Genomic DNA, 16,186 nt, shown 5'->3' on the forward strand with positions numbered 1-16,186 from the left:
TGCGGCATGCCGGGGGCGTCCTCGGTCAGGTGCGGCGGCGCAGGCGGTACCAGTGCTCGTCGGCCTTGAGGCGCCGCATGAGCGGCGGCGGTTCGAGCATCGAGGCCACGGTGTCGGTGATCCGCCAGCGGGGGAAGGCGGTCGCGACCTCCAGGCGGGTCGCGCCGCGGGGCAGCGGGCCGCGGTTCATCGGGGCCCACACCGCCATGAGGAGGGTGGCGTCGGGGGATGCCACGGCCGTGATCTCGCGGCCCATCGCGGTGCGCTGGGCGTCGGTCAGCGCGTGGAATGTCCCGGTGTCCAGCAGGAGCCGGAAGCCGGAGCCGACGTCCGCCGCGCCGAGGTCGGTCACATCGCCGTGGACGAACCCGGCGTCCACGCCCGCCTCGCGTGCCCGCCCCCGGGCCCGGCGCACGGCCTTCTCCACGATGTCCACGCCGGTGACCGCCCAGCCGCGCCTGGCCAGTTCCACACCCCAGACGCCGCTGCCGCAGCCGATGTCGAGCGCCCGCCCGAACGGCGGCTCGAGCCCGTCCTCCTCCCGGTCGAGGAGTTGCGCGAACTTCTCCGCGTACTCCTGGTTCTTGGCGGCGCCCTCCCAGGGGTGCAGGCCGATGCGGTAGGCCACGGTGAAGAACGTTCTGCCTGCGCCCACGGCGAGTGACCTCCTGGCTGCGCGACGCGTTGTGCGTACGCAAACGCTATCCGTTACCCCGCCGAGTGCAAGGAGAACGTCGTGGACCTACGCCAACTCGCCCTGGTCGGTGCCGCCGGAGCCGCGCTCGTCCTGGGGGCGGCCTGCCCGGCGGAGGCCTGCCGCTGTGTGGACAGGACCGCGAAGGAGTACTTCGCCTCGGCGGACGGCGTGTTCACCGGTGAGGTCACCGCCCAGCGCACGGCCGACGGCCGCAGGCTCGCCGTGGTCAAGGTGCTGCGGGAGTACAAGGACCGCAAGAAGGTGATCGACGGGGTCACCGGTGTGGACACGGCCGACAGTCCGGGCTCCTGCGGTGTGCGGTTCAAGGACCACGCCACGTATGTCTTCTACGTGAAGGAGGACGCCAACGGCATGACCCGCACCAGTACGTGCAGCGGCACCCGCCCCATCCCGAAGGCGAAGGCCGAGGCGGAGGCGGACAAGACCCAGCCGCCCCTGGTCCTCGCGTCCACGGGCGGCCTCATCAACACCAGGCTCTGAGGGGGCGGCCAGGCAGCCGGGCGGCCAGGCACCCGGGCGGGCCGGCGCCCGGCGCCCGGCCCTGCTCCCTACGCTCCGAAGCTCTTCCCGCCGCCGCTCCTGGCCTTCGCCTTGGCCCCCGGCAGCAGGTGCGGCGGCACCAGGTCGCGGGCGGGCTCGCTGTAGCCGACGGAGACGATCTTGTCGCCCTGGTAGGTGAAGGTCGTCAGGCTCGCGAGCGAGCACTGCCGCTTGCGCGGGTCGTGCCACAGGCGCCGCCGCTCGACGAAGCACCGGGTGACCCAGATCGGCAGCTGATGGCTGACGCACACCGCCTCGTGCCCGCGGGCCGCGTCCCGGGCGGAGTTCAGCGCCGCCATCATCCGCACGACCTGCTCGATGTACGGCTCGCCCCAGGAGGGGCGGAAGGGGTTGACCAGGTGCTTCCAGTACCCGGGGTTGCGCAGCGAGCCGTCGCCGACGCCGAAGGTCCTGCCCTGGAAGATGTTCTCCGCCTCCAGGAGCCGCTCGTCGGAGGCGATCTCGAGCCCGTGCTCCTTGGCGATCGGCCCCGCGGTCTCCTGGGCGCGCTCCAGCGGCGATGCCACGACGTGTGTGATGTCGCGGTCGGCGAGGTGCTCGCCGACGCGCTCGGCCATCCGTACGCCCAGCTCCGACAGGTGGTAGCCCGGGAGCCGCCCGTACAGCACGCCGGAGGGGTTGTGGACCTCTCCGTGGCGCATCAGGTGGACGACCGTGATGTCCTTGTCACTCACCCGGACTTCTCCTCCTCTGCCTCGGCCGCGGCCCGTGCCGCCGCCGGTAGTGCCGCCTCGATCCGCTCGATCGCGGCCCCGTCATGCGCCGCCGACACGAACCACGACTCGAACGCCGACGGGGGCAGGTACACGCCCTGCGAGAGCATCGAGTGGAAGAACGCGGTGAAACGGTACGCCTGCTGCTTTTTCGCTTCGTCGTATGTGGTGACCGGTGACTCGGTGAAGAACACCGAGAACATGTTCCCCGCCGTCTGGATCCGGTGGGCGACGCCTTCCTTCGCCAGCGCCCGCGCCACCAGCCCGGAGACCTCCGCGGCGACGCGGTCGACGGTGGCGTACACCTCATCGGTGCACAGCCGCAGCTGGGCAAGTCCGGCCGCGGTCGCCACCGGGTTCCCCGAGAGCGTTCCGGCCTGGTACACCGGGCCGGCCGGGGCGAGGCGGCCCATGACGTCCGCACGTCCGCCGAAGGCCGCGGCCGGGAAGCCGCCGCCCATGACCTTGCCGAACGTCATCAGGTCGGGCCGCACACCGTCGATGCCGTACCAGCCGGCCCTGGAGACGCGGAAGCCGGTCATCACCTCGTCGGAGATGTAGAGCGCGCCATTGGCACGGCACAAATCGGCCAAACCCTGGTTGAAGCCGGGCAGCGGCGGGACGACGCCCATGTTGCCCGGCGACGCCTCGGTGATCACACAGGCGATCTCGCCGGGGTGCGCGGCGAAGGCCGACCGGACCGCGTCAAGATCGTTGTACGGAAGCACGATCGTGTCACCTGCCTGCGCGCCCGTCACCCCAGGAGTGTCGGGTAGCCCGAAGGTGGCAACTCCGGAACCCGCCGCGGCCAGCAGCGCGTCCACATGTCCGTGGTAGCAGCCGGCGAACTTCACGACCTTGGCCCGGCCGGTGAAACCGCGCGCGAGGCGGATCGCGGACATGGTGGCCTCGGTGCCGGAGGAGACCAGGCGCACCTGCTCCACGGGCTCGACCCGCCCGACGATCTCCTCGGCCAGTGCCACCTCGCCCTCACCGGGCGTGCCGAACGATGTACCGCGGGCCACCGCCTCCTGCGCCGCCGCCGTCACTTCGGGGTGCCGGTGGCCGAGCAGCATCGGCCCCCAGGAGCACACCAGGTCGACATAACTGCGGCCATCGGCGTCGGTGAGGTACGGGCCGGTGCCGGACACCATGAACCGGGGCGTACCGCCCACGGCGCGGAAGGCGCGCACCGGAGAGTTCACCCCGCCCGGTGTCACCGCGGCAGCGCGGTCGAACAGGGTCTGCGAGACTGGGGCTTCGTAGGGATAGCTCACGAAGCCAATGTTCTCAGAGCTTGATGGTGAGTGTGCAGCGGGCGTTTCGCGTACATGTCTCAGAGGGTCATCTGAGACGATGATCGGGTTGCGCGGTTGGGTCTGCGAATGGTCGGGTAGTGAGATGCAGCGCGGTGGTGAACTGGGCGAAGGGGCGGACGACCCCGGACCAGACCGCGCGCTACCCGCTGGGCGGTCGAGGCGGCGCCGGGGACACGGCCCAACCGACCACGACGGAGCGGTGGAAGGTGGAAGCAGGGGTGGCCGTGTGGGGGTGACCTACAAGTACTTCGGCGCGCCCGACGGCGCCGCTGCCGCCCGCGTCCCGACGTCGTACAGCCGCGAGGAGCTGGGCGGGGACGAACTGGGCAACGGCCTGTTCACGAAGGTGAAGCCGGAGACCATGGCGGCGATGGTGCTCACGGGTATCGAAGGCATACCCCTGGCCAAGGTCCCGCCGCTGGAGCTGATCGTCCTCCACCCCGACTACGCGGTGGTCAAGCTCCCGGTGAACGTCGTCGAGCCGCTGCGCAAGGCCGATGAGGAGGCCCTGGGCGCCGCGGCCTTCATCTGGTCCACGGTGCCCGACCGGCGCGGCCCGAGGGATGCCTTCGTGATCTACAAGATGCTCCACGAGTGGCAGGACTTCGCCCACCGCCTCGACGAGGCGGGGCACCAGCTCTACTGCCTGGTCTGGCCCTGACCGGCAACCGAGGTGTGACGTCTGTCACATCGTCGGATGCCGGTGGGGCTCACCGGGGCCCGGTCGGAGGGCCGTTGCGGCCGGGAGCCGGCCGGAACATTCCACGGAAGGTACGCAAACAGGCCATGGAACGCACCGCAGTTGTCACCGGCGCCAGCAGCGGGATCGGCGCCGCCACCGCGCGCCGCCTCGCCGAGGCCGGGTACCGCGTCGTGCTGACCGCCCGGCGCGAGGACCGGCTCAAGGCCATGACCGCCGAACTCACCGGGGAGGGCCACGACGCCGCGGCGCGGTTGCTCGACGTCACCGACCGCGCCGCCGTGGACGCGTTCGCCGCCTCCCTGGAGCGCTGCGACGTGCTGGTCAACAACGCGGGCGGTGCCATCGGCGCGGAGCCGGTGGCCTCCTCCGACCCCGCCGACTGGCGGACGATGTACGAGGTCAACGTCCTGGGAACCCTGCACATGACGCAGGCCCTGCTGCCGAAGCTCATCGAGAGCGGCGACGGGACCGTCGTCGTCCTCTCCTCCACCGCCGCGTTCACCGCCTATGAGGGCGGGGGCGGTTATGTCGCGGCCAAGAGCGGTGCCCACGCGCTCGCCGGGACCCTGCGGCTGGAACTGTGCGGGGAACCGGTGCGCGTGATCGAGATCGCGCCGGGAATGGTGCGGACCGACGAGTTCGCGGTGAACCGCTTCCGCGGCGACGAGGCCAAGGCCGCCGCCGTCTACCAGGGCGTCGACCAGCCCCTGCTCGCCGAGGACGTGGCCGACACGGTGGTCTGGGCGGTCACCCGGCCCTCCCATGTCAATGTGGACCTGCTCGTCGTACGCCCCCGCGCCCAGGCCGCGCAGCACAAGGTGCACCGCCGGGGTTGAGCTGTTTCGCCCTCCACTGCCGGGGCACTCGCGAGGAGATCCGGAATCCCCAGCAGTACGAGAGGACGGTGGGAACCGTGAGGGTTGCCTTCCTCGTGGCACCCGAGGGCATCGAGCAGGTCGAGCTGACCGACCCGTGGCAGGCCGTGCTGGAGGCCGGGGGCACTCCCCGGCTGGTGTCCACCAAGCACGGGCACGCGCAGGCGTTCAATCACCTCGACAGGGCGGACACCTTCAAGATCGACGAGACCGTCGACGAGACGAGCGCGGACGACTTCGACGCTCTGTTGCTCCCCGGCGGCGTCGCGAACCCCGACTTCCTGCGGATGCGGGACAACGCCGTGGCGTTCGTCAGGGGTTTCTTCGACGCCGGGAAGCCGGTCGCGGCGATCTGCCACGCCCCGTGGACGCTGATCGAGGCCGAAGTGGTGCGCGGACGCACGGTGACCTCGTGGCCGAGCCTGAAGACCGATCTGCGCAACGCGGGGGCCGAGTGGGTGGACGAGAAGGTCCAGGTCTGCCACTCGGGGCCGAACGTCCTGGTCACCAGCCGCAAGCCGGCCGATCTGAAGTTCTTCGACGAAGCCGCCGTCACCGAGTTCGAGAAGGCGGTCAAGGGCTAGCGCACAGCAGGTCAGCCCCTTCGGGGGCCTGAGTGAGAGGGGCCGGTAAAGGGGCCGAATCGGGCCATGCGAAACTTTTCACATGAGTCTGACCCGCGCTCCGCGCCGCCCCCTCCGGCGCACCGCGGCACTCGCCGGTGCCGCGGTGCTCGCTTCGTTCGCGCTCGCCGCGTGCAGCTCCGGACAGAACGCGGGGGGCCCGAGCGACGGGCAGGGGTTCGTCGGCGGCAAGAAGGACGCCCGGATCAACCAGTACCCGGCCAAGGACCGCAAGAGCGCCCCGGACATCACGGGCAAGTCCCTCGACGGAAAGCCGATCAAGCTCTCCGACTACAGGGGCGAGATCCTCGTCCTCAATGTGTGGGGCTCGTGGTGCAGCCCGTGCCGGGCCGAGGCCAAGTACCTTCGGGACGTGGCTGGGCAGACGCAGGACAAGGGTGTGCGGTTCCTCGGGGTCAACGTCCGTGACCCCGACCCGGCCAACGCCCGCGCGTTCGAGCGCAACCACCGGATGCCGTACCCGAGCATCTACGACCCCAGCAGCCGCCAGCTGGTGAGGTTCGGCTCCGCCGTACCCGTCACCATCCCCACGACGCTGGTGATCGACCGCGACGGGAAGATCGCCGCCCGCGCGATCATGCCGGTCAGTGACGAGAACCTGCACACCATGATCGACCCGCTCGTCGCGGAGAAGCGGTGACGGGGGCACCGTGAACGAGACCGTCTACAGCGGTGCGCTCCTGCTCGCCGTTCCCGTGGCCCTGCTCGGTGGTCTGGTCTCCTTCTTCTCGCCGTGCGTGCTGCCGCTGGTGCCCGGCTACCTCTCCTATGTGACCGGCGTCTCGGGCACCGATCTGGCACAGGCCAGGCGCGGCCGCATGGTGGTGGGCGCGTCGCTGTTCGTGCTCGGCTTCTCCGCCGTGTTCGTCTCCGGTGGGGCGCTATTCGGCGGCTTCGGCACCCTGCTCCAGGAGCACCGGGAGACGATCACCAGGGCCCTGGGGGGCCTGACCATCGTGCTCGGTCTGTCCTTCATGGGCGTCGTCCCCGGACTGGGCTTCATGCAGCGGGAGATGCGCCTGCACAAGCGGCCCGCGGTGGGGCTGGCCGGGGCACCGATGCTGGGGGTGCTGTTCGGACTGGGCTGGACTCCGTGCCTGGGCCCGACCCTGTCCGCCGTCAACACCCTCGCCTACAACGAGGCGAGCGCGGCCCGGGGCGCCTTCCTCACGGCGGTCTACTGCGCCGGGCTGGGCCTGCCGTTCATCGTCGTCGCGGTCGCCTTCCGGCGTACCCTCGGCGCGTTCGCCTTCGTCAAGAGGCACTACGCCTGGGTCATGCGGATCGGCGGTGGCATGCTGGTCGCGGTCGGCGTCCTCCTCGTGACCGGGGCGTGGGACAGGATCATCGTCGAGATGCAGGTGTGGTCGGCCGACTTCACCGTGGGGATCTGAGGAATGGCCGAGAACACCGACACCGTCCGGGGCCGCGACACCGCCGAGGACCGCGACACCGCCGAGGACCGCGAGTTCGACGACGCCTCCCGGCTGAGCAGCGCACCCGAGGAGGAGGCCGCCGAGCCGGCCGCCGGTGAGCCCGTCGGCATAGGTGTGCTCGGCTGGCTGCGATGGATCTGGCGGCAGCTGACCTCGATGCGGGTCGCCCTGATCCTGCTGTTCATGCTCTCCATCGCCGCGATCCCGGGCTCCCTGGTGCCGCAGGAGAGCGGCGAGTCCGCGCTGAAGGTCGACGACTTCAAGGCGCGCCACGAGACGCTGACCCCGATCTACGAGAAGATCGGGATGTTCCACGTCTACAGCTCGCCGTGGTTCTCCGCGATCTACATTCTGCTGTTCGTCTCGCTGGCGGGCTGCATCCTGCCGCGCAGTTGGCAGTTCGTGGGGGTCCTGCGCTCCAAGCCCCCGGCCGCCCCGCGCAACCTCACCAGACTGCCCGTCTACACCACCTGGAGGACCGGCGCCGACCAGGAAGCCGTGCTCGCCGCGGCAGAGCGCGTCCTCAAGCGCCGCCGCTTCCGCGCGCACACCGCGCACGGCGCGGTCTCCTCGGAGAAGGGGTATCTGCGGGAGGCGGGCAACCTCCTCTTCCACATCTCGCTCTTCGGCCTGCTCATCGCGGTGGCCATCGGGCATCTGTGGAACGCTTCCGGAACGAAGATCGTCGTCGAGGGGGAGGGCTTCTCCAACATCCTCACCGACTACGACGACTTCAGCTCCGGCCCCTTCTTCAACGACGACAAGCTCAAGGGCTTCGGTTTCACCCTGGACAGCTTCGACGCCGCGTACGCGCGCTCGGGCAGCCAGCGCGGCACCGCGCGCAAGTTCCAGGCCAACGTGACCTACTGGGACGGCTCCGAGGGCGCGGACCGCAAGGGCACGATCAAGGTCAACGAGCCGCTGGAGATCGGCGGCTCGAAGGTCTACCTGACCGCCCACGGCTACGCCCCCGAGATCACCGTCCGCGACGGCCGCGGCGATGTGGCCTTCCGCGGCGCGGTCCCGTGCCTGCCGCAGGACGCCAACGCCACGTCCCAGTGCGTCTTCAAGGTCCCGGACTACCGGACCAAGGACAACGGACGGGAGCAACTGGGCTTCCAGGGCTTCTTCGCCCCCACCTTCGGCGGCGCCACCCCGAAGGGCATGGTCTCGCAGTTCCCGGCGCTGGACTTCCCCGCGCTCCTGCTGACCGCCTACCACGGCGACCTGGGTGTGGACGCGGGCACACCGCAGAACGTGTACCGGCTGGAGACCACCCACCTCAAGCAGTTCAAGGACGCCAAGGGCGACCCGTTCCGCAAGGCGCTTCGGCCCGGGGAGAAGTTCTCCCTGCCGAACGGGGCGGGCACCTTCGAGTTCCGGGGCGTGCGCGAGTTCGCCAACTTCCAGGTCTCCGAGCAGCCGGGCAACGGGCTGGCGCTCGGCAGCGCGGTCCTGGCGATCGCGGGCCTGGCCGCGTCGCTGTTCATCCAGCGCCGCAGGGTCTGGGTGCGGGCGGCCGAGGACGAGGACGGCACAACGGTGGTGGAGATGGCCGGGCTCGGCCGCAGCGAGTCGGCGCGCATCGCGGACGAACTCGCCGACATCGCCGCCGACGTTCAGGCCGGGGCACCGGCCGCCGAGGACCGCCAGACCCGAGAGTCCGAAGAGGAGTGAGCGTGTTCATCGCTGCCGAGGCCAACGAGAACCTGGCCCATATCAGCAACGTCCTGATGTACTCGGCGATGGCCGTGTACACGCTGTCCTTCCTGGCGCACTGCGCCGAGTGGGTGTTCGGCGGCCGCAGCCGGATCGCCGTGCAGTCCGCGGCGATCGCCGCCCGGCGGGAGGAGCCGGCCGGGGAACGGGCCGTCACCGTGCAGGTGCGCCGGAGCGGCGCGGGGACGGCCACCCTCTCCCGCCCCAAGGTCGTCACCAAGCAGCCGGACCGTCCCTGCGAGGACGGTCCCGGCGCGGCCGGTGAGGACGAGCAGGCCGACCTGCTCGGCCGGATGGCCGTCTCGCTCATGGTGCTGGGTTTCCTGCTGCACTTCGGCTCGGTGCTGTGCCGGGGCATCTCGGTGCAGCGTCCGCCGTGGGGCAACATGTACGAGTTCTCCACGACGTTCGCCCTGGTGGCCGTCGGCACGTACCTGGTCCTGCTGGCGTCGAAGCTGCGGGTGCGCTGGCTCGGCCTGCCCGTGGTCACCGCGGTCCTGCTGGACCTGGGCATCGCGATCACCAAGCTGTACACGGAGTCGGACCAACTCGTCCCGGCGCTGCACTCGTACTGGCTGTGGATCCACGTCACCACGGCGATCCTGTCCGGAGCCGCCCTGTACCTGGGCGCGGTGACCGCGGTGCTCTACCTGTTCAAGGACGGCTACGAGACCCGGATCGCGCAGGGCGAGCCGGGCGGCAGGCTGACGACCGTGTGGCGGCGGCTGCCCGCGGCGGCGTCCCTGGACAAGTTCTCCTACCGGATCAACGCGATCATCTTCCCGCTCTACACCTTCGCGATCATCGCGGGCGCGATCTGGGCCGAGGGCGCCTGGGGCCGCTACTGGGGCTGGGACCCCAAGGAGACCTGGTCGTTCATCACCTGGGTGGGCTACGCCGCGTACCTCCACGCGCGTGCCACGGCCGGGTGGAAGGGCCGCAAGGCGGCTTACCTCGCGCTGATCGCCTTCGCGTGCTTCCTGTTCAACTACTACGGGGTGAACCTGTTCATCACCGGCAAGCACTCCTACGCGGGAGTCTGAGCCGGCCTGCGGGCAGGCCGCTTGAGCAAGCCGGGTGTTCGAGGACGCGGGTGCCACGGCCCGCGTCCGGGACAGGACCCGTTCAGTCGCGCTTGCCGTCCTCGTCGTCCCCGCGCTGCTCGAGCGACTTGAGGAACTCGGGGTTGTCGTCGGGGGCGACGAAGCGCGGGCCCGCCGTGGCCGGCCGAGTGCCGCCCCAGCCGCCCGCGGTCCGGGCGCGTCCGGTGATCAGCCAGGCGACCGGGCCGACGATCGTGAACAGCAGGATGATCAGCACCCAGGCCACCTTGGGCAGGTGACGGACCTTGTCCTCCTCGGTGTTGAGGCAGTCGATGAAGGCATAGATCGTCAGCCCCAGTACCAGCAGGATCGGCAGAAGCCTGGTCATCGGCGGCGGGCTCTCCCTCGACGCGGTCTCGGGCCCGACCGTCCCGGCGGACGCGGCGATCAAGGGCCCTGCTTACAGGGCCAGGGTAGTGGGTGGCGGATACTGGCACGTATGGCTTACGACGATCTTCGCGGGTTCCTGCGGGCGCTGGAGAAGGATGGCGACCTCAAGCGCGTCAAGGTACAGGTCGATCCCCACCTGGAGGTGGGAGAGATCGTCGACCGGGTGAACAAGGCCGGGGGGCCCGCCCTGCTCTTCGAGGACGTCAAGGGCTCGGACCTCCCGCTGGCGATGAATGTCTTCGGCACCGACCGGCGCCTCCTCAAGGCCCTGGGCCTGACCGGCTACTCGGACATCAGCGACAAGATCGCGGGTCTGCTCAAGCCGGAGCTGCCGCACGGCTTCACCGGGATGCGCGAGGCGTTCGGCAAACTCGCGGGCATGGCGCACGTTCCGCCGAGGAAGGTCAAGGACGCGCCGGTCCAGGAGGTCGTCCTGACCGGGGACCAGGTGGACCTCGAGCGGCTTCCCGCCCTGTTCACCTGGCCGGAGGACGGCGGCTCCTTCTTCAACCTGGGGCTGACGCACACCAAGGACCCCGAGACGGGCGTGCGCAACCTCGGCCTGTACCGGCTCCAGCGCCACGACTCGCGCACCATCGGTATGCACTGGCAGATCCACAAGGACTCGCGCAACCACTACCAGGTGGCCGCGCGGCGCGGTGAGAGGCTGCCGGTCGCCATTGCCTTCGGCTGCCCGCCCGCCGTGACCTACGCCTCCACCGCCCCGCTGCCCGGTGACATCGACGAGTACCTGTTCGCCGGGTTCGTCCAGGGCAAGCGGGTGGAGATGGTCGACTGCAAGACCGTCCCGCTCCAGGTGCCCGCCCACGCCGAGGTGGTGCTGGAGGGCCGGCTCGAGCCCGGGGAGATGCTGCCCGAGGGCCCGTTCGGCGACCACACCGGCTTCTACACCCCCCAGGAGCCGTTCCCCGCGCTGCGGATCGACTGCGTGACGATGCGGCGCAGGCCGCTGCTCCAGTCGATCGTGGTCGGCCGCCCGCCGACGGAGGACGGCCCGCTGGGCAAGGCGACCGAGCGGTTCTTCCTGCCGCTGCTGAAGATCATCGTTCCGGACATCGTGGACTACGACCTGCCGGAGGCGGGCGGCTTCCACAACTGCGCCATCGTCTCGATCGACAAGAAGTACCCCAAGCACGCGCAGAAGGTCATGCACGCCATCTGGGGCGCGCACATGATGTCGCTGACCAAGCTGATCGTGGTCGTCGACTCCGACTGCGACGTGCACGACTACCACGAGGTCGCCTGGCGGGCGTTCGGCAACGTCGACTACAGCCGCGACCTGGTGGTCGCCGAGGGGCCCGTCGACCACCTCGACCATGCCTCCTACCAGCAGTTCTGGGGCGGCAAGGCCGGGATCGACGCGACGAGGAAGCTGCCCGAGGAGGGCTACACCCGAGACGGCGGATGGCCGGAGATGGTCGCCTCCGACCCGGAGACGGCCGACAAGGTGTCGCGCCGCTGGAAGGAGTACGGGCTCGCATGACCGCTGGTTCGGCAACGCCCGATGTCTTCGGAACGGATCCCAAGTCGGGGCGGATCAAGGCGTTCCTCCGGGTGGTGATGATCGAGCACTCGGTCTTCGCCCTGCCCTTCGCCTACATCGCCTCGCTGACGGCGATGCACCTGGACAACGGCTCCGTGCACTGGTGGGAACTTGTGCTGGTGACCCTCGCCATGGTGGGGCTGCGGACGTTCGCCATGGCCGCGAACCGCATCATCGACCGGGAGATCGACGCCAGGAACCCGCGCACGGCCACCCGTGAACTGGTCACGGGGGCGCTGTCGGTGCGCAGCGCCTGGGCGGGCGCCCTGGTGGCGGTGGTGGTCTTCCTCTGCGCCGCCGCCGCGCTCAACCCGCTCTGCCTGGCGCTGGCGCCGCTGGCCGTGATCCCGATGGTGGTCTATCCGTACGGCAAGCGGTTCACCACCTATCCGCACGCCATCCTGGGACTGGCCCAGGCGATGGGACCGATCGGCGCGTGGATCGCGGTGACCGGCAGCTGGTCCTGGGACGCCGTGCTGCTGGGCCTGGCGGTCGGCATCTGGATCGGCGGCTTCGACCTGATCTTCGCCTGCCAGGACGTGGCGGCGGACCGGGCGCACGGCGTGCGCAGTGTGCCCGCGCGGTTCGGTGTCGCCGCCGCGCTCTACGGGGCCCGGGTCTGCCATGTGATCACGCTCGGGCTGTTCGTGTGGTTCGGGCTCGGCAGCGGCGCCGGAGTGTGGTGGTGGATGGGCCTGGTGATCGTGGCGAGCGCGTTCGTCTACGAGCACTCGCTCGTCAAGCCGCGTGACCTCTCCCGTCTCAACCGGGCGTTCTTCACGGTCAACGGGGCCATCGGGATAGCGCTGTTCGTCTTCGCCCTCACCGACCTCGTCACCCGCGGGCTGCACGGCTAGCGGGCCCCTGACCCTGGCGCGCAGCGGCGGTCATCGGGGCGGCGCAGGGGCGCTCACGTCGTCCGGCGGAAGAGGAAGGGCGCGGCCAGGCCGCCGACGAGGCCGAAGAGGTGGCCCTGCCAGGAGACCCCGTTGCCGCTGGGCAGCACACCCCACAGGATCGACCAGTACAGCCCGGCCACGCCCAGGCCCACGGCTATGTCGAGCGGTTTGCGGTCGACGAAGCCGCGCGTGACCAGATAGCCGAACAGGCCGAATATCAGCCCGCTGGCGCCCGCGGTGTTGGTGTGGGACGGGGCGACCAGCCACACCCCCATCCCGCTCACCACGATGATCGTCGTGGCCACGCCGAAGAACCGGCCCAGGCCGCCGCGTGCCGCCGCGAGGAAGCCGAGCACGAACAGCGGCAGGGTGTTGGCCGCCAGATGGCCGTACCCGAAGTGGATGAACGCCGACGGGATCACATCCCTGAGCTCACCGGGGTGGCGGGGGACGACGCCGTAGGTGTCCAGCGCGTGGCCGCCGGCCGTGTCCACCGCCTCCAGAAGCCACAGCAGCCCCACCCAGGCGGCCATCACCAGCGCGGCCGCGCGCGCGTCCGCCAGGGCGCCGCGGCGCCCGGTCCTTGGTCCGGCGGGCGGCACCGGGCGGTCGAAGAGAGGGTCGTGGGCCACGGCTTCCCCCCGGATGCGGTGTCGGTGCTGTCACGATGGAGAACGGCCGGAGCACCGGTCCTGGTTCCTGGAACCGTTCCCGGCCCGGCCGCCGGATAGGCTCCGGGTGTGGAGCCGAGCAACGAATCCAGCCACCGCCGACCCTGGGTCGTCGGAGTCTCCGGCGCCTCCGGCACTCCGTACGCCGCCGCCGTGGTGCGCGCCCTGCTGCACGCGGGGGAGGCGGTCGACCTGGTGGTCAGCCGTTCCGCCCGGCTGACCATCCTGGACGAGACCGGCGGGCCGTTCCGGGACGGGCACTGGCGCGAGGACCTGGCCCGCTGGCTGTCGCGGGACGCGGACGGCAACGAGGTGGCGGAACCCGATCTGAGCGCGGTGGCGTACTGGCCCGCGGGCGATTTCGCGGCGGGGCCGTCCAGCGGCTCCTATCCGGCGAAGGGGATGCTCGTCGTTCCCGCGAGCACGGCCGCGGTGGCGGGCATCGCGCTGGGGCTGTCCAAGGACCTGCTCCAGCGGACGGCCGCGGTGACGCTGAAGGAGCGCAGGCCGCTGGTGGTGGCGGTGCGCGAGACCCCGCTGGCCGGGCAGACGCTGCGTCACCTGGTGTCGCTGGACGAGGCGGGGGCGGTGGTGCTTCCGGCCTCGCCGGCTTTCTACGCCGGGACCAGGGGTATCCAGGATCTCGTGGACTTCGTGGCGGGCCGGGTGCTGGACGTGGTCCGGGTGCCGCACAAGCTCTACCGCAGGTGGGAGGGGGAGCTTGGGGGCGGGAGGAAGTAGGGGCCCCGGTGGGCGTCTCGAGGGCCGTCCCGGCGGGTGCTCCCGCGGTCGCGCGGGCGGCTCGGGACACGACGAAGGGCCCCCGTCGGTGCGGGAGCCCTCGAAGTGCGTCGTCCGCGGGCCGGTCCCCGGGGACCGGCCTTCGGCTGCCGATGGGTCAGCGGCCGCCGCGGCGCTTGATGGAAGCGGGCGCCTTGGTGTGACGTGCCGTCTTGTAGGACCGCGAGCGGTTGGCCAGCTCCTGCAGCTCGCGCATGTGGGCCATAGCCATCTCGAGGGTGTACATGGTGAGGTTCTCTCCCCGTGATCGTCTTTGATCGTCGCCAGAAGCTGATGTGCTTCGAAAACTAGGGCTTGTGGCCCTTGTATGCCTTAGATTCTACACTGAACAGCGATACTTTGCGAATGAATGAAAGGTGCATGGTCGATGGACACGACGGACAGGCAGCTCATCCAGGCGCTGCGGGAGAACGGCCGCGCCTCCTACGCCGAGCTCGGGCGGCTCGTCGGCCTGTCGGGCCCCAGCGTCACCGACCGGATCAACCGCCTGGAGCAGGCCGGAGTGATCACCGGCTACCGCGCCACCGTGGAGCCGGCCGCCCTCGGCCTCGGTGCCACCGCGCTGATCGGGGTTCAGCTCAGCGACGCCGCCGACCACGAGGACGTGGCCCGGCGCCTTCGGGACCTCGACGAGATCGAGGACTGCTGGTTCATCGCCGGCGACGACTCGTTCATGCTCAAGGTCCGTGTCGCCGACGTCGACGGACTGGAGCGGACCATCCGCCGCCTGTCCTCCACCAAGGGCGTCTCGCGCACCCGCACCACGGTCGTGCTCTCCACCAAGTGGGAGAACCGTGTCGGTGAACTCCCCGAGGGCTCGTAAGGCCGCGCCGAGCCGCCGGCAGCGGGGGAGTAAGGTCGATCGGGACGAGGACGAGGAGGCCATATGGACGCCGGGCTCAAGCGGGAGCTGGAAGAGAAGGTCTACGCGGGGGACAGGCTCACCCGCGAGGACGGCATCGCGCTCTACGAGTCCGACGACCTGGCCTGGCTCGGCGGGCTCGCCCACCACGTCCGGACGCAGAAGAACGGCGACGTCGTCCACTTCAACGTCAACCGCCACCTCAACATGACGAATGTGTGCGCCGCCTCGTGCGCCTACTGCTCGTTCCAGCGCAAGCCGGGCGAGAAGGACGCCTACACGATGCGCATCGAGGAGGCCGTCCGCCTCGCCAAGCAGATGGAGGGCGAGAACCTCACCGAGCTCCACATCGTCAACGGGCTGCACCCCACCCTCCCGTGGCGGTACTACCCGCGCTCGCTCAAGGCGCTCAAGGAAGCCCTTCCGAATGTGTCGCTCAAGTGCTTCACGGCGACCGAGATCCAGTGGTTCGAGAAGATCTCCGGCCTTTCCGCCTCCGAGATCCTCGACGAACTCATCGACGCCGGTCTGGAGTCGCTGACCGGCGGCGGCGCGGAGATCTTCGACTGGGAGGTCCGCCGGCACATCGTCGACCACGAGTGCCACTGGGAGGACTGGTCGCGCATCCACCGCCTGGCCCACTCCAAGGGCCTCAAGACCCCCTCGACGATGCTGTACGGGCACATCGAGGAGCCCCGCCACCGGGTGGACCACGTGCTGAGGCTGCGTGAGCTCCAGGACGAGACCGGCGGCTTCCAGGTCTTCATCCCGCTGCGCTACCAGCACGACTTCCACGACTCGCGCGACGGCAAGGTCCGCAACCGCCTCCAGGCCCGCACCACCATGGCCACCGGGGCCGAGGCGCTGAAGACCTTCGCGGTCTCCCGGCTGCTGTTCGACAACGTGCCGCACGTGAAGGTGTTCTGGGTCATGCACGGCCTCGCCACCGCGCAGCTCGCGCTCAACCACGGCGCGGACGACATGGACGGCTCGGTCGTCGAGTACAAGATCACCCACGACGCGGACAACTTCGGCACGCCGGACAAGCTCACCCGCGACGACATCCTGGACCTGATCCGCGACGCGGGCTTCCGGCCGGTCGAGCGCAACACCCGCTACGAGGTCATCCGCGAGTACCCGGGACCGGACGCCGACCGCCGCGAGGCCCCGCAGCCGATGCGTCTTTGACCGCCGAGCCCCCGCCGGAT

The 16,186-nt window shown here is 70.3% G+C and carries 19 protein-coding genes; 13 read left to right on the plus strand and 6 right to left on the minus strand.

Translation table 11 applies throughout. The features are described 5' to 3' along the window. Positions 1-25: 25 nt before the first annotated feature. Positions 26-655: a class I SAM-dependent methyltransferase gene (locus IEY86_RS16670; protein WP_189132482.1), complete on the minus strand. Its 630-nt coding sequence runs from the start codon at positions 653-655 to the stop codon at positions 26-28. Between the two features lie 81 nt (positions 656-736). Here IEY86_RS16670 and IEY86_RS16675 point away from each other — a divergent pair, with 81 nt between their 5' ends. Further along, positions 737-1,198 (plus strand): hypothetical protein, encoded by a 462-nt coding sequence (locus IEY86_RS16675; protein ID WP_189132483.1) that lies wholly within the window; start codon positions 737-739, stop codon positions 1,196-1,198. 68 nt (positions 1,199-1,266) lie between these two features. Here IEY86_RS16675 and IEY86_RS16680 read toward each other — a convergent pair whose 3' ends face one another. Further along, a complete protein-coding gene (locus IEY86_RS16680) occupies positions 1,267-1,920 on the minus strand; it encodes a histidine phosphatase family protein (RefSeq protein ID WP_189132539.1) in 654 nt (217 codons plus the stop codon). Between the two features lie 29 nt (positions 1,921-1,949). Continuing rightward, complete coding sequence (hemL, locus tag IEY86_RS16685) at positions 1,950-3,269, minus strand: glutamate-1-semialdehyde 2,1-aminomutase (protein WP_373287042.1); 1,320 nt, start codon at positions 3,267-3,269, stop codon at positions 1,950-1,952. 124 nt (positions 3,270-3,393) lie between these two features. Here hemL and IEY86_RS16690 point away from each other — a divergent pair, with 124 nt between their 5' ends. The 7 genes from IEY86_RS16690 to ccsB all read left to right on the plus strand — a co-directional run bounded on the left by IEY86_RS16690 (position 3,394) and on the right by ccsB (position 9,731). Continuing rightward, entirely contained in the window at positions 3,394-3,972 is a 579-nt protein-coding gene (locus IEY86_RS16690) for a hypothetical protein (protein ID WP_229698491.1), read from the plus strand. A gap of 125 nt (positions 3,973-4,097) precedes the next feature. Next, on the plus strand, positions 4,098-4,850 hold the full coding sequence (locus tag IEY86_RS16695) for an SDR family NAD(P)-dependent oxidoreductase (protein ID WP_189132484.1): 753 nt from the start codon (positions 4,098-4,100) through the stop codon (positions 4,848-4,850). Positions 4,851-4,927: 77 nt separating this feature from the next. Further along, on the plus strand, positions 4,928-5,473 hold the full coding sequence (locus IEY86_RS16700) for a type 1 glutamine amidotransferase domain-containing protein (protein ID WP_189132541.1): 546 nt from the start codon (positions 4,928-4,930) through the stop codon (positions 5,471-5,473). A gap of 82 nt (positions 5,474-5,555) precedes the next feature. Continuing rightward, the gene (locus IEY86_RS16705) at positions 5,556-6,173 is read left to right on the plus strand and encodes a TlpA family protein disulfide reductase (protein ID WP_189132485.1); all 618 of its coding nucleotides are present in this window, start codon (positions 5,556-5,558) and stop codon (positions 6,171-6,173) included. Positions 6,174-6,183: 10 nt separating this feature from the next. Next, positions 6,184-6,927, plus strand: a complete 744-nt coding sequence (locus IEY86_RS16710; RefSeq protein ID WP_189132486.1) for a cytochrome c biogenesis CcdA family protein — start codon at positions 6,184-6,186, stop codon at positions 6,925-6,927. Positions 6,928-6,930: 3 nt separating this feature from the next. Next, positions 6,931-8,646: a cytochrome c biogenesis protein ResB gene (resB, locus tag IEY86_RS16715; RefSeq protein WP_189132487.1), complete on the plus strand. Its 1,716-nt coding sequence runs from the start codon at positions 6,931-6,933 to the stop codon at positions 8,644-8,646. A 2-nt stretch (positions 8,647-8,648) separates the two neighbouring features. Then, a complete protein-coding gene (gene ccsB, locus IEY86_RS16720) occupies positions 8,649-9,731 on the plus strand; it encodes a c-type cytochrome biogenesis protein CcsB (protein WP_189132488.1) in 1,083 nt (360 codons plus the stop codon). Positions 9,732-9,813: 82 nt separating this feature from the next. Here ccsB and IEY86_RS16725 read toward each other — a convergent pair whose 3' ends face one another. Next, on the minus strand, positions 9,814-10,119 hold the full coding sequence (locus IEY86_RS16725) for a PLD nuclease N-terminal domain-containing protein (protein ID WP_189132489.1): 306 nt from the start codon (positions 10,117-10,119) through the stop codon (positions 9,814-9,816). A 111-nt stretch (positions 10,120-10,230) separates the two neighbouring features. Between IEY86_RS16725 and IEY86_RS16730 the strand changes: the two genes are divergently transcribed. Both IEY86_RS16730 and mqnP read left to right on the plus strand, forming a co-directional pair. After that, complete coding sequence (locus tag IEY86_RS16730; protein ID WP_189132490.1) at positions 10,231-11,685, plus strand: menaquinone biosynthesis decarboxylase; 1,455 nt, start codon at positions 10,231-10,233, stop codon at positions 11,683-11,685. Further along, the gene (gene mqnP / locus IEY86_RS16735; protein WP_189132491.1) at positions 11,682-12,602 is read left to right on the plus strand and encodes a menaquinone biosynthesis prenyltransferase MqnP; all 921 of its coding nucleotides are present in this window, start codon (positions 11,682-11,684) and stop codon (positions 12,600-12,602) included. The genes IEY86_RS16730 and mqnP overlap by 4 nt, the downstream gene beginning before the upstream one ends. A gap of 53 nt (positions 12,603-12,655) precedes the next feature. Here mqnP and IEY86_RS16740 read toward each other — a convergent pair whose 3' ends face one another. After that, complete coding sequence (locus tag IEY86_RS16740; protein WP_189132542.1) at positions 12,656-13,177, minus strand: rhomboid family intramembrane serine protease; 522 nt, start codon at positions 13,175-13,177, stop codon at positions 12,656-12,658. Positions 13,178-13,384: 207 nt separating this feature from the next. On the opposite strand from IEY86_RS16740, the gene IEY86_RS16745 reads away from it, so the two are divergent. Further along, a complete protein-coding gene (locus IEY86_RS16745) occupies positions 13,385-14,056 on the plus strand; it encodes a UbiX family flavin prenyltransferase (RefSeq protein ID WP_189132492.1) in 672 nt (223 codons plus the stop codon). A gap of 157 nt (positions 14,057-14,213) precedes the next feature. On the opposite strand, the gene IEY86_RS37560 is transcribed toward IEY86_RS16745, so the two are convergent. Next, a complete protein-coding gene (locus IEY86_RS37560) occupies positions 14,214-14,342 on the minus strand; it encodes a hypothetical protein (protein ID WP_265804839.1) in 129 nt (42 codons plus the stop codon). A 141-nt stretch (positions 14,343-14,483) separates the two neighbouring features. Here IEY86_RS37560 and IEY86_RS16750 point away from each other — a divergent pair, with 141 nt between their 5' ends. After that, positions 14,484-14,939 (plus strand): Lrp/AsnC family transcriptional regulator, encoded by a 456-nt coding sequence (locus tag IEY86_RS16750; RefSeq protein ID WP_189132493.1) that lies wholly within the window; start codon positions 14,484-14,486, stop codon positions 14,937-14,939. A 63-nt stretch (positions 14,940-15,002) separates the two neighbouring features. After that, a complete protein-coding gene (mqnE, locus tag IEY86_RS16755; protein ID WP_189132494.1) occupies positions 15,003-16,166 on the plus strand; it encodes an aminofutalosine synthase MqnE in 1,164 nt (387 codons plus the stop codon). Positions 16,167-16,186: the final 20 nt, after the last annotated feature.

The sequence above is a fragment of the Wenjunlia tyrosinilytica genome (assembly GCF_014646055.1).
Classification (GTDB): Bacteria; Actinomycetota; Actinomycetes; order Streptomycetales; family Streptomycetaceae; genus Wenjunlia; species Wenjunlia tyrosinilytica.

Excerpts from the sequence above, each read along its gene's own strand:
- IEY86_RS16680 (WP_189132539.1), bottom strand. The coding sequence starts at position 1,920 with ATGCGCCACGGAGAGGTCCACAACCCCTCCGGCGTGCTGTACGGGCGG.
- IEY86_RS16690 (WP_229698491.1), top strand. The coding sequence starts at position 3,394 with ATGCAGCGCGGTGGTGAACTGGGCGAAGGGGCGGACGACCCCGGACCA.
- IEY86_RS16695 (WP_189132484.1), top strand. The coding sequence starts at position 4,098 with ATGGAACGCACCGCAGTTGTCACCGGCGCCAGCAGCGGGATCGGCGCC.
- IEY86_RS16705 (WP_189132485.1), top strand. The coding sequence starts at position 5,556 with ATGAGTCTGACCCGCGCTCCGCGCCGCCCCCTCCGGCGCACCGCGGCA.
- resB (WP_189132487.1), top strand. The coding sequence starts at position 6,931 with ATGGCCGAGAACACCGACACCGTCCGGGGCCGCGACACCGCCGAGGAC.
- IEY86_RS16725 (WP_189132489.1), bottom strand. The coding sequence starts at position 10,119 with ATGACCAGGCTTCTGCCGATCCTGCTGGTACTGGGGCTGACGATCTAT.
- IEY86_RS16730 (WP_189132490.1), top strand. The coding sequence starts at position 10,231 with ATGGCTTACGACGATCTTCGCGGGTTCCTGCGGGCGCTGGAGAAGGAT.
- mqnP (WP_189132491.1), top strand. The coding sequence starts at position 11,682 with ATGACCGCTGGTTCGGCAACGCCCGATGTCTTCGGAACGGATCCCAAG.
- IEY86_RS16740 (WP_189132542.1), bottom strand. The coding sequence starts at position 13,177 with ATGGCCGCCTGGGTGGGGCTGCTGTGGCTTCTGGAGGCGGTGGACACG.
- IEY86_RS37560 (WP_265804839.1), bottom strand. The coding sequence starts at position 14,342 with ATGTACACCCTCGAGATGGCTATGGCCCACATGCGCGAGCTGCAGGAG.
- IEY86_RS16750 (WP_189132493.1), top strand. The coding sequence starts at position 14,484 with ATGGACACGACGGACAGGCAGCTCATCCAGGCGCTGCGGGAGAACGGC.
- mqnE (WP_189132494.1), top strand. The coding sequence starts at position 15,003 with ATGGACGCCGGGCTCAAGCGGGAGCTGGAAGAGAAGGTCTACGCGGGG.